At 68.7% G+C, this 11,298-nt stretch carries 11 protein-coding genes; 10 read left to right on the top strand and 1 reads right to left on the bottom strand.

Annotated elements, in window-relative coordinates; all coding sequences use genetic code 11:
• Positions 1–4 precede the first annotated feature (4 nt).
• Entirely contained in the window at positions 5–700 is a 696-nt protein-coding gene (locus tag MRBLWH13_RS15205; protein ID WP_341955777.1) for a DNA-3-methyladenine glycosylase, read from the top strand.
• Between the two features lie 9 nt (positions 701–709).
• Here MRBLWH13_RS15205 and MRBLWH13_RS15200 read toward each other — a convergent pair whose 3' ends face one another.
• Positions 710–1,720 (bottom strand): LacI family DNA-binding transcriptional regulator, encoded by a 1,011-nt coding sequence (locus MRBLWH13_RS15200; RefSeq protein ID WP_341955776.1) that lies wholly within the window; start codon positions 1,718–1,720, stop codon positions 710–712.
• A 140-nt stretch (positions 1,721–1,860) separates the two neighbouring features.
• Between MRBLWH13_RS15200 and MRBLWH13_RS15195 the strand changes: the two genes are divergently transcribed.
• The 9 genes from MRBLWH13_RS15195 to MRBLWH13_RS15155 all read left to right on the top strand — a co-directional run bounded on the left by MRBLWH13_RS15195 (position 1,861) and on the right by MRBLWH13_RS15155 (position 11,258).
• Entirely contained in the window at positions 1,861–3,870 is a 2,010-nt protein-coding gene (locus MRBLWH13_RS15195) for a beta-galactosidase (protein ID WP_341955775.1), read from the top strand.
• On the top strand, positions 3,867–4,796 hold the full coding sequence (locus MRBLWH13_RS15190) for a sugar ABC transporter permease (protein WP_194762285.1): 930 nt from the start codon (positions 3,867–3,869) through the stop codon (positions 4,794–4,796). The genes MRBLWH13_RS15195 and MRBLWH13_RS15190 overlap by 4 nt, the downstream gene beginning before the upstream one ends.
• Positions 4,793–5,701 (top strand): carbohydrate ABC transporter permease, encoded by a 909-nt coding sequence (locus tag MRBLWH13_RS15185; RefSeq protein WP_228528018.1) that lies wholly within the window; start codon positions 4,793–4,795, stop codon positions 5,699–5,701. Before MRBLWH13_RS15190 ends, MRBLWH13_RS15185 begins: the two co-directional genes overlap by 4 nt.
• Positions 5,702–5,789: 88 nt before the next feature.
• The gene (locus MRBLWH13_RS15180; RefSeq protein WP_341955774.1) at positions 5,790–7,121 is read left to right on the top strand and encodes a sugar ABC transporter substrate-binding protein; all 1,332 of its coding nucleotides are present in this window, start codon (positions 5,790–5,792) and stop codon (positions 7,119–7,121) included.
• A 61-nt stretch (positions 7,122–7,182) separates the two neighbouring features.
• Entirely contained in the window at positions 7,183–9,303 is a 2,121-nt protein-coding gene (locus MRBLWH13_RS15175; RefSeq protein WP_341955773.1) for an alpha-galactosidase, read from the top strand.
• 179 nt (positions 9,304–9,482) lie between these two features.
• Positions 9,483–9,719, top strand: a complete 237-nt coding sequence (gene rpmB, locus MRBLWH13_RS15170; RefSeq protein ID WP_042540533.1) for a 50S ribosomal protein L28 — start codon at positions 9,483–9,485, stop codon at positions 9,717–9,719.
• Entirely contained in the window at positions 9,719–9,889 is a 171-nt protein-coding gene (gene rpmG / locus MRBLWH13_RS15165) for a 50S ribosomal protein L33 (protein WP_017203558.1), read from the top strand. Before rpmB ends, rpmG begins: the two co-directional genes overlap by 1 nt.
• Before the next feature lie 3 nt (positions 9,890–9,892).
• Complete coding sequence (rpsN, locus tag MRBLWH13_RS15160; RefSeq protein WP_017829734.1) at positions 9,893–10,198, top strand: 30S ribosomal protein S14; 306 nt, start codon at positions 9,893–9,895, stop codon at positions 10,196–10,198.
• Positions 10,199–10,568: 370 nt separating this feature from the next.
• Entirely contained in the window at positions 10,569–11,258 is a 690-nt protein-coding gene (locus MRBLWH13_RS15155) for a DUF559 domain-containing protein (RefSeq protein ID WP_341955772.1), read from the top strand.
• Positions 11,259–11,298 lie beyond the last annotated feature (40 nt).

Below are 11,298 nucleotides of genomic sequence, written 5' to 3'. Positions count from 1 at the left end.
CGCCATGTCGTCGGATCCGCTGCACCGCGCCACCCGCGCCGAGCTGAGCGGGCTGGCGGTCGATGTCGCCCCGCTGCTGCTCGGGGCCGAGCTGCGCACGGTCGTCGCCGGCTCCGAGGTGCGCCTCCGGCTCACCGAGGTCGAGGCCTATCACGGGCATGGCACCGGAACCCAGGCCGACCCGGGTTCGCATGCACGCATGGGCCGCACCGCACGCAATGCGACGATGTGGGGCGAGCCGGGGCATCTGTACGTCTACCTGAGTCACGGTATCCATTCGTGCGTCAACGTCGTGTGCGGGCCGGACGGTCAGGCGGGCGGAATCCTGATGCGCGCGGGCGAGGTCGTGTCCGGAGTGGATGCCGTCGCCGTGCGCCGCCGCGCCACGAGCCCGCTGACGGCAACGGCACTGCGGGATCTCGCCAGGGGCCCCGGCCGATTCGGGCAGGCGGTGGGGCTGCGGCACCCGATCCACGACGGCATCGACGCGATCACCGGCCAGGAGTTCGAGGGCGCCCGCGCCGAGCTGTGGCTGCGCGACGACCCGGTGGCCGATGTCGCGACCGGGCCGCGCGTCGGCGTGGCGGGAATCGCAGGCACCGCGGCGTTCCCGTGGCGCTTCTGGATCGCCGGCGACCCGACTGTCTCGCCGTTCCGCTGGGGGAGAGGGGCGCAGGCGGCGTCCGCCGAGCGCGGGTGAGGCCTGCGCTCAGGCCGAGTCTCTCCACACGACCGGCGTCGGCAGCATGATGCCCGCCCGCGGGCGCTGATCGTCGCGCAGCTGCGCGAGGACGGATGCCGCGGCGGCCGCGCCGAGCCCCTGCGCGGGCTGGTCGACGGTCGAGAGCTGCGGGGTCGTGCGGGTGGCCCAGGTGCTGTTGTCGAACCCGACGACGCCCACATCTTCCGGAACGCGTCGGCCCGCTTCGCGCAGGGCCCACATGGCGCCGGCGGCGACGGCATCCGAGGCGGCGAACACCCCGTCGATGTCGGGCACGCGCGCGAGCAGTCGCGTCATCGCGGCGGCCCCGTCGGCGTACGAGTACAGCGGCACCTCTTCGATGAGAGTCGGGTCGAAGGCGTCGCCGAGCGCGTCGGTGAAGCCCGCGAGACGGTCGGTGCCCGAGTCGCGGTCGAGCGCGGCCGCGATCATGCCGACCCGGGTGCGCCCCGTCGCCAGGAGGCGTGAGGTCACGGCCTTCGCGGCGCCGCGGTTGTCGACGCCGACCCAGGCGGCGTCCACGTCGGGCGGGTGGCCGACGTAGGCGACCGGCAGGTCGAGGCGCATGACGGCCTTGGTGATGGGGTCCTGCGCTCGCGCCGAGACGATCACGGCGCCGTCGACGAAGCCGCCGTTGAGGTAGCGAGCGACGCGCTCGGTGTCTCGCACCGAGTCAACGACGAGGCACACCATCTGGTAGTCCGCCTCCGACAGCGTCTCGTTTGTGCCGAGCATGATCGCGCCGATGTTGGGGTCCTCGAGGAACAGCGCGTGCGGCTCGTGCACGATGAACGCGATGGCCTGGGTGCGCTGGCGCACGAGGTTCTGCGCGGCGGTGTTCGGCACGTAGCCGACCTCGCGGATCGCGTCTTCGATGGCGGTGCGCGCGGCATCCGACACGTAGCCGCCGTTGATGACGCGGCTGACGGTTCCCCTCGATACCCCGGCTACGCGCGCCACGTCGTGCACGGTGCTGCGACGACGGGCGGAAGTGCTCATGATCCACAGCCTAGCGACCCGGACTTGACGAGATTCGTCACGACATGCGACGATGTGTGCACGTTCACAGAAATCCCGATCGCTGCGTTCATGCCGCGAGCTGTGCACGTGCACACATGAACCGCAAAGGAGCGTCACCGATGGCCGCCGCTGTGTCCGACCGCATCGCCACCCTCTCCGCAGGGCGCGGCCTCGTCTTCGGATGCGACTACAACCCCGAACAGTGGGACCGCAGCGTCTGGCCCGACGACGTGCGGCTCATGCAGCAGGCGGGCGTCGGACTCGTGGCGATCAACATCTTCGGCTGGTCGTCGATCAACCCGGCCAGGGGAGTGTGGGATTTCAGTGCGCTCGACGAGATCATCGCTCTGCTGCACTCGGCAGGGATTCGCATCAACCTCGGCACCGGCACGGCGTCACCCGCACCGTGGCTCACCGCCGCACACCCCGAGATCCTCCCGGTCGGCGAAGACGGCACGGTCTACCAGCAGGGCGGACGCCAGGGCTACTGCCCGAGCTCGCCGATCTTCCGCGCCTACGCCGCCGAGGTCGTGACCCGCGTGGTCGAGCGCTACGGCGACCACCCCGCCGTGTCGCTCTGGCATGTGTCGAACGAGCTGGGCTGCCACAACGCTCTCTGCTACTGCGACACGAGCGCCGAGGCGTTCCGGGGCTGGCTGCGCGACCGCTACGACGACATCGACGCGCTCAACCGCGCGTGGGGCACCACGTTCTGGAGCCAGCGCTACAGCGACTTCGACGACGTGCGCGTGCCCGCTCAGGCGCTGTCGCTGCGCAACCCCGGTCAGATCCTCGACTTCCAGCGCTTCAGCTCCGACGAGCAGCTCGCGCTCTACCGCGCCGAGGCGGCGATCCTGCGTGAGCGCAGCGCCGTGCCGGTCACGACCAACTTCATGGTCACCGCGCACATCCGCAACCTCGACTACTGGACGTGGGCGGGCGACATGGATCTGATCGCCAACGACCACTACCTCGATCGCCGCCTCGACGACGCCCGAGAAGAGCTCTCGTTCGCCGCCGACCTCACCCGCGGTCTCGCCCAGGGTGCGCCCTGGCTGCTGATGGAGACATCGACCGGTGCCGTGAACTGGCAGCCGTACAACCTCGCCAAGGCCCCGGGTGAACTGCAGCGCAACATCGCCGCGCACGTCGCGCGCGGTGCCGACGGCATCTGCTTCTTCCAGTGGCGGGCGTCCACCCAGGGTGCCGAGAAGTATCACACGGCCCTCGTGCCGCACGCGGGTGAGGACTCCGATCAGTGGCGCGATGTCGTCGAGCTGGGCGGGCTGCTCGAGCGCCTCGGCGAGGTCGCGGGCACCCGCGTCGCCGCCGACGCCGCGCTGTTCTTCTCGTGGGAGAGCTGGTGGGCCGCCGAGAACGAGGGCCGCCCGAGTGAGGCGCTCACCTACCTCGGCCAGGTGCACGCCGCCCACGCGGCGCTGTCGGATGCCGGTGTCACCACCGACGTCGTGCGCCCCGGCGGCGATCTCGACGGCTACCGACTGCTCATCGTCCCGGCGCTGCATCTCATCAGCGATGCGGATGCCGCGGCGATCGCCCGCGCCGTCGAGAACGGCGCGACCGCGCTGATCACCTTCTTCAGCGGCATCGTCGACGAGCAGGACCGGGTGCGCACCGGCGGATACCCCGGCGCGTTCCGCGACCTGCTCGGCATCCGCTCGGAGGAGTTCGCGCCCCTGCGTCCGGGGGAGACCGTGTTCCTCACCGACGGCACGAGCGGATCGGTATGGGCCGAGCGACTCAAGACGACGGATGCCGAGACCGTGGCGTCGTTCGCCGACGGCCCCGCCGCAGGCGGCCCCGCGCTCACCCGTCGCGAGGCGGGAAAGGGTGCGGCCTGGTTCGTCGCCACGCAGCCCGACCGCATCGCCTACCGGGATCTGATCGCCCGCCTCGCCTCGGACGCGGGCATCGCGACGCACACGGGGGCGAGCCGCGACGTCGAGATCGTCCGGCGCTCGGGGGAGAACGGCAGCTACCTGTTCGTCATCAATCACGGCGACTCCGGCGCCGAGGTCGTCGCCACGGGGCACGACCTCGTCACCGACGCACCCGCCACCGGCTTCGTCCCGGCCGGCGGAGTCCGCATCATCAAGGAGGATGTATGACCACCACGCTCACCGCTCCGGCGGTCGGCTCGGCGCCCCCGGCGCCCGGTCGCCGCCGCCGCATCCCGCACAAGGGCGCGATCGCGTTCCTCCTCGTGCCGTTCGGCGTGCTCTTCGCACTGTTCTACGTCGTGCCCATCGCCTATGCGTTCTGGCAGTCGCTGCTGGTCGTGAAGCGCGACGGCACCTTCGGCAAGGCCGAAGAGGTGTTCGGCGGCCTCACCCAGTACGTGCTCGTGTTCCAGAACGAGGCGTTCTGGGCCTCGATGGGGCGGATGCTGATGTTCGGCGTCGTGCAGGTGCCGGTCATGCTCGGCCTGGCCCTGGTCTTCGCGCTGCTGCTCGACTCGCCGCTCGTGCGCGGCAAGCGCTTCTTCCGTCTCGCGTTCTTCGTGCCGTACGCGGTGCCCGGCGTGATCGCCGCCATCATGTGGGGATCGCTGTTCTCGCCGAACCTGTCGCCGTTCACCGCGATCACGAAGAACATCGACTTCCTCGGCGCCGACCTGGTGCTGTGGTCGATCGCGAACGTCGTGACCTGGGTCTACGTCGGCTACAACATGCTGATCATCTACTCGGCGCTGCTCTCGATCCCGCAGGAGCTCTACGAAGCGGCTCGCCTCGACGGCGCGAGCCAGTGGCGCATCGCCTGGTCGATCAAGATCCCGCTGGTGCGCCCGGCGATCGTCATGACCGCGATCTTCTCGATCATCGGCACGCTGCAGCTGCTCGCCGAGCCGCAGGTGTTCCGGTCGTTCAGCTCCGCGGTCACCAGCACCTTCACCCCGAACATGACCGTCTACGCCACGGCATCCATCCCGAACACCAACCTGGCGGCGGCCTTCTCGGTCGTGCTCGCCGTGACGACCTTCGTGCTGTCGTTCGGCTTCATGAAGTACATGCAGCGCAAGGAGCAGAACGCATGAGCACCATGTCGATCGTCGCCCCGGGTCGCGCGTCGAAGCGCGGCACCGCCACGGGCGGAAAGGCCGCTCGCGAATCGGGCATCTCGCGCACCGCCGCGATGCTGATCATGGCCGTGTTCACGGTCTACTTCCTGCTGCCGCTGTGGTGGCTGCTCGTCGCGTCCAGCAAGGAGACCGGCGACATCCTGACCACGGCTCCGCTGTGGTTCGCCGACTTCCACCTGTTCGACAACATCGCCGAGCTGTTCACCTACCGCGACGGCATCTACCTGCGCTGGCTGCTGAACTCGGTGCTCTACGCCGCGCTCGGTGGTGCCATCGCCACGCTGCTCGCCGCCATGGCCGGCTACGCGCTGGCCAAGTACCGCTTCCCGGGTCGCGACCTGATGTTCGACATCGTGCTGGGTGGCGTGCTCGTGCCTGCGACCGCGCTCGCGCTGCCGCTGTTCCTGATCTTCAGTCAGGCACAGCTGACCAACACGTTCTGGTCGGTCTTCCTGCCGTCGATCGTGAGTCCGTTCGGGGTGTACCTGGCGCGGATCTTCGCGAGCTCCTCGGTGCCCGACGAGCTGCTCGAGGCCAGCCGCCTCGACGGCGCGGGCGAGATCCGCACGTTCTTCACGGTCAGCATCCGTCTGATGACCCCCGCGCTGGTGACGATGTTCCTGTTCCAGTTCGTGGCCATCTGGAACAACTTCTTCCTGCCGATGATCATGCTGCGCAGCGAAGAGCTCTTCCCCGTCGTCTTCGGTCTCTACAACTGGAACAACCAGCTGAACCAGTTGCCCGAACTCCGCGGTCTCGTGCTGATCGGCGCTCTGCTGTCGGTCATCCCGCTGATCGTGACCTTCCTCCTGCTCCAGCGCTTCTGGCGCAACGGACTGGGCGCCGGCGCCCTGAAGTGAGCAGGCGGCCGACCGGATCGCCCGGACGGCCTGCACCACCCGCACCACCCACCCGCACCACCCCCATCGCATCCACGAAAGGATCGAAATGCAGCATTCGAAGATGAAGGCAGCCGCTGTCATCGCCATCTCGGCGTTCGCGCTTGCCGGTTGCTCGGCGTCCGGCGGAGACAGCTCGGGCACCGGCGGCGACGCCGCCTCGTGCACCCCGGCCGACGGCGACGTCACGCTCGAGTTCACCTCCTGGATCCCCGGCATCGAAGACGTCGTCGAGATCTGGAACGAGGCCAACCCCGAGATCCAGGTCGACGTGCAGACCGGCCCCAACGGCAACGGCGGCACGTACCAGAACTTCTTCAACCAGCTCAAGGCGGGCGACGCCCCCGACCTCGGTCAGATCGAGTACGACGCGCTGCCGAACTTCCTCGTGCAGGACGGCCTCGAAGACCTCAGCGCCTGCGAAGACGTGGTCGCCGCAGAGGACCAGTTCGTCGACTGGGCCTGGGGACAGGTCACCCTCGGCACCGAGGGCGTCTACGGCGTTCCGCAGGACACCGGACCCATGGCGCTGTTCTACCGCGCCGACCTGTTCGAGCAGAACGGCATCGAGATCCCGACCACGTGGGACGAGTACCGCGAAGCAGCCGTGAAGATCCGCGACCTCGGCGGATACATCACCAACTTCTCGCAGTCCGACATCAACCAGTTCGCGGGCTTCGCCTGGCAGGACGGCGCCCAGTGGTTCTCGAGCGACGACGAGGGCTGGACGGTCTCGATGGCCGATGACGCCACCGCCACGGTCGCGGACTTCTGGCAGAGCATGCTCGACGACGACCTCGTCGCGACGGTTCCCGCCTGGACCGACGAGTGGAACAACGCCTACAACTCCGGTCAGGTCTGGACCTGGAACTCCGCCGTCTGGGGTGCCAACTCGATCTCGAGCGGCGCACCCGACACGGCGGGCAACTGGGCCGTCGCACCGCTCCCGCAGTGGGAAGAGGGCGGATCCGCCGCCGGCAACTGGGGCGGTTCGTCGACCGCCGTGCTCAAGGGCAGCGAGCACCTCTACGAGGCGACGAAGTTCGCACTGTGGCTCAACACGTCGGATGAGGCGCTGACCGCGCTCGCCGAGGCGGCCAACCTCTACCCGGCCACTACAGCGGGGCTCGACCTTCCGGTCTACGCCGAGGGCGTCGAGTTCTACGGCGGGCAGAAGATCTACGACGTCTTCGCCGACGCCGCCACCCAGGTCTCGCCCGACTTCGCGTGGGGCCCGACCATGACCCAGACCTACTCGGATGTGTCCGACGGGTTCAAGGCCGCGGTCTCGGGCAGCGGCACGCTGCTCGACGCGATCGAGAAGGGTCAGACGGCGACCGTCGACGCGCTCAAGGCCGCGTCGATCCCCGTCAAGGAGTAACACCCGCAGGAGGCCCGCCCGTATGCTCACGGGCGGGCCTCCCTTTTCGTCTGGAGCGGCAATGAGCGAACTCGTCCACCTGACCTCGGCCGGCGTGAGCGTCGTCATCGACACGACGAGTGCGCGCCTGCTGCACTGGGGCGCGGCGCTCGACGGCGCCGACATCGAGGCGCTCGCCGGATCGTCGACCGGCTCGGTGACGTTCAGCTCGTTCGACGCGCCGCGCACCTTCCCGCTGCTGGCCGTCGAGGCCGACGGGTGGTCGGGCGCACCGGCTCTGGCCTGGCACCGGGGTGGTCTGCACAGCGCTCCGCTGCTGAGGTCGGTCGCGTGGGAATCGACGGCGACGTCGCTGCGGGCGGAGTTCGCGGATACCGCGGCCGGTGCCTCCGTGGTGCTCGACCTCTCGCTGGATGCCGTCGGCGTGCTGACCGCGCAGCTGTCGGTGACGAGCACCGCTGCCGATGCTGAGCCGCTGGATCTGCTTGCTTCGCGCATCCTCCTGCCGATCCCCGCGCACGCGACCGAGGTGCTCGACCACACCGGGCGCTGGACGGGCGAGCGGCACCCGCAGCGAGGTGCCCTCCGCCATGGAGCCCACCTGCGTCAGGTGCGCCGCGGTCGTGGCGGCCACGATGCCCCGTACCTGACGGCGGTCGGCACCGACGGGTTCGGCTTCCGTCGGGGTGAGCTGTGGACGGCGCACGTCGCATGGAGCGGCGACCTGGAAGTCGGGGTCGAGAGGCTGCCCGAGGGAGCCGGTGTGCACGGCGCTGTCCTCGGCGGAGGTGAGCTGCTGCTGCCGGGCGAGATCCGGCTGGAGGCGGGGGAGACCTACGTGTCGCCGCAGGTGTTCCTCACCTATGGCGAGAGCGGACTCGACTCGGTGTCCGCGCGCCTGCATCAGACGGTCCGCGCATTCTCCGCACACCCTGCGGCGCCTCGCCCGCTCGTGCTCAACACGTGGGAGGCGGTGTACTTCGATCACGACCCCGCGAAGATCGTCGAACTCGCCGAGGCCGCGGCATCCGTCGGCGTCGAGCGGTTCGTGCTCGACGACGGCTGGTTCCGCGGTCGACCCGACGACCGATCAGGACTCGGCGACTGGTACATCGACGACGCGAAGTGGCCCGACGGACTGCGCCCGCTCGCCGAGCACGTCCATTCTCTCGGCATGCAGTTCGGGCTCTGGTTCGAACCCGAGATGGTGAATCCGGTGTCGGACCTCGCCGCACGGCATCCGGACTGGGTGCTGCAGGCATCCCCCGATTCGCCCACCTGGCGCCACCAGAAGGTCCTCGACCTCGCGAACCCGGATGCCGCGGCCTACCTGCTCGAACGCCTCGATGCCCTGGTCTCGGAGGTCGGCATCGACTTCATCAAGTGGGATCACAACCGCGACCTGCACGCGGCGGTGTCGTCGCACACCGGCCGTGCGTCGGTGCACGCCCAGACGATCGCGTTCTATGCCCTGCTCGACGCGCTGCGCGAGCGGCATCCGGCACTCGAGATCGAATCCTGCGCGAGCGGTGGCGCCCGCGTCGACCTCGGTGTGCTGCAGCGCACGCAGCGCGTGTGGGCGTCGGACTCGAACGACCCGATCGAGCGTCAGCGCATCCAGCGGTGGACCGGCACGCTCGTGCCGCCGGAGGTCGTGGGCTCGCACGTCGGGCCGCCGATCGCCGAGACGACGCACCGCGCGGCATCTCTGCCCTTCCGCATGACGACGGCCCTGTTCGGTCACGCCGGCATCGAGTGGGACATCACCGGATGCACCGACGACGAGCGCGCGGCGCTGACGCGCTGGACGGCGCTGTACCGCGAGCTGCGGCCGCTGCTGCACGCGGGCTTCACCGTGCGCAGTGACGAGGTCGACGACGAGACCCTGCTGCACGGCGTGGTCGCAGTCGATGGTTCGCGGGGTGTCTTCGCGTGGGTGCGTCTGGGTGCCTCGGTCGACGGTTTCACGCCCCGCACCCGCATCCCCGGACTGCAGCCGGGGGAGCGGTACCGGCTGCGTGTACGCGAGGAGCTCGGTGGGGTGTCGCGTCACCAGGTCGCAGACCCCGCATGGCTGGATGTCGGCGTCGAGGCCACCGGCGCGTTCTTCGAGTCGGTCGGAGTGCCCCTGCCACTGCTCGCGCCGGGAGCGGCGCTGCTGCTCGAGGCCGTTCGGGTCTGACCGGGTCGTTCGGGTCTGACTCGGGGCCATGCTAAACTGACTCTTTGTCTGCGCACACTCCTGTGCGTAGTTCGCGTGCTTCCCCTTCTTCCACCGAGAGATCGGCGATGCGGGGTGGCGCGCAGACAAGGGATCTTGGGTGAGGCCGTCCGGCCCCACGGTATAGAAGGAGTCACATCATGGCAGCAGTGTGCCAGGTGACAGGAGCTGTTCCCGGCTTCGGTCACAACGTCTCGCACTCGCACCGCCGGACGAAGCGTCGCTTCGACCCGAACGTGCAGAAGAAGACCTATTTCGTCGCTTCGCTCGGTCGTAAGATCACGCTCAACGTGTCCGCCAAGGGCATCAAGGTGATCGACGTCCGCGGCATCGAGAACGTGGTCAAGGACCTCCAGGCGAAGGGTGTGAAGCTCTAATGGCCAAGAAGGCTCAGGACGTACGTCCGATCATCAAGCTGCGCTCGACGGCAGGTACGGGTTACACGTACGTGACGAAGAAGAACCGCCGCAACACCCCCGACCGCCTCGTGCTCAAGAAGTACGACCCGGTCATCCGTCAGCACGTCGAATTCCGAGAGGAGCGTTGATCAATGGCTAAGAAGAGCAAGATCGCTCGCAACGAGCAGCGCAAGGTCATCGTCGAGCGTTACGCAGAGCGTCGCGCCGAGCTGAAGAAGACCCTGGTCGACCCGAACGCCACCGACGAGGCCCGCGAGGCCGCACGCGTCGGCCTGCAGAAGCTGCCGCGCAACGCGTCGCCGGCTCGCGTGCGTTCGCGCGACGTCATCGACGGCCGCCCCCGCGGTGTCCTCACGAAGTTCGGCATCTCGCGTGTCCGCTTCCGTGACATGGCACACCGTGGCGAGCTGCCCGGTGTCACCAAGTCGAGCTGGTAAGTCTCAGCAGACAAGCCGAAAGGGGCGAGGATCTTCGGATCCTCGCCCCTTTCGCTGTGCCCGCCTCGTTGGGCGGACTTCTCCGTGTTGGGCGGACTCTTCGCGCAGCATCCGCCGCCAGACGCGGCGTTCTCCTCCCGACGGGTTCTCCTGCACATGTGGGACGCGGGCAATCCTGCCCACAACGGGCGGGATGCGCCCGCGCAGGATGCTGTGCGCTGGGCATGATCGACGAATGGATGTCGAACGGTCTCTGGCCGCGGGGCAAGGGATCGCCCGCATTCGAACGCTGCGCCGATCCGGTGCCACGGAGTACGCGGTCAAGCAGGCTGTTCGGAGTGGGGCGGTCATGTCGGTATGCAGGGGCTGGGTGGCACTCCGTGATGCTGATCCGATGCTCGTCGCTGCCGCGAAGCGAGGAGTGATGCTCAGCTGCGTCACGCTGGCGGAGCGCAAGGGGCTGTGGGTGACCTCGCATCGAGAGACGCATGTGGCGGCCCCGGCGAAGTCAGGACATGCCAACTCTGTTCGCGGCGTCGTGCACTGGAGCAGCCCGATCTTCCCGCGGGATCCGGATCAGCTCGAGGATTCGATCGAGAACGCGCTGATTCTCGTCGCCCGTTGCCGGCCCTACGAGGATGCGCTCGCGACCTGGGAGTCCGCGCTGCGAACGCACACGGTCGATGTCGATGTGCTTTCGCGCGCGCCTCTGCCTCCCGCGGCGCGCAGACTGCTGGAGGATGCGCGGCCTTTCGCCGACGCCGGCACCGAGACGATCTTCCGCACCAGACTCCGTAGACTCGGCCTGCCGATCATCCCGCAGGTCTGGGTGTTCGGGCATCACGTCGACTTCCTGATCGGAGAACGGCTTGTGGTTCAGATCGATGGCGGTCACCATGTCGGGCCCCAGCGGTCGAGCGACATCGCCCATGATGCGGAGCTCAAGTTGCGTGGATTCCACGTGATCCGGATCAGCTACGACCAGCTGATGAACCAGTGGCCGGCTGTGCAGAACACGATCATGGCCGCTGTAGCCCAGCGTCTCCACCTCGCTGCATAGTCCGGCTGGGGTGAGGCGCCCCGTTGGGCGGACTTCTCCG

This window comes from Microbacterium sp. LWH13-1.2, from assembly GCF_038397735.1.
Lineage (GTDB): Bacteria > Actinomycetota > Actinomycetes > Actinomycetales > Microbacteriaceae > Microbacterium.
Note: the sequence above shows the minus strand (reverse complement) of the source record. Positions and strands in the feature narration are given on the sequence as shown.

What these genes read in the sequence shown, in the direction of transcription:
- MRBLWH13_RS15205 (WP_341955777.1), top strand. Translation starts at nt 5, where the DNA reads ATGTCGTCGGATCCGCTGCACCGCGCCACCCGCGCCGAGCTGAGCGGG.
- MRBLWH13_RS15200 (WP_341955776.1), bottom strand. Translation starts at nt 1,720, where the DNA reads ATGAGCACTTCCGCCCGTCGTCGCAGCACCGTGCACGACGTGGCGCGC.
- MRBLWH13_RS15195 (WP_341955775.1), top strand. Translation starts at nt 1,861, where the DNA reads ATGGCCGCCGCTGTGTCCGACCGCATCGCCACCCTCTCCGCAGGGCGC.
- MRBLWH13_RS15190 (WP_194762285.1), top strand. Translation starts at nt 3,867, where the DNA reads ATGACCACCACGCTCACCGCTCCGGCGGTCGGCTCGGCGCCCCCGGCG.
- MRBLWH13_RS15185 (WP_228528018.1), top strand. Translation starts at nt 4,793, where the DNA reads ATGAGCACCATGTCGATCGTCGCCCCGGGTCGCGCGTCGAAGCGCGGC.
- MRBLWH13_RS15180 (WP_341955774.1), top strand. Translation starts at nt 5,790, where the DNA reads ATGCAGCATTCGAAGATGAAGGCAGCCGCTGTCATCGCCATCTCGGCG.
- MRBLWH13_RS15175 (WP_341955773.1), top strand. Translation starts at nt 7,183, where the DNA reads ATGAGCGAACTCGTCCACCTGACCTCGGCCGGCGTGAGCGTCGTCATC.
- rpmB (WP_042540533.1), top strand. Translation starts at nt 9,483, where the DNA reads ATGGCAGCAGTGTGCCAGGTGACAGGAGCTGTTCCCGGCTTCGGTCAC.
- rpmG (WP_017203558.1), top strand. Translation starts at nt 9,719, where the DNA reads ATGGCCAAGAAGGCTCAGGACGTACGTCCGATCATCAAGCTGCGCTCG.
- rpsN (WP_017829734.1), top strand. Translation starts at nt 9,893, where the DNA reads ATGGCTAAGAAGAGCAAGATCGCTCGCAACGAGCAGCGCAAGGTCATC.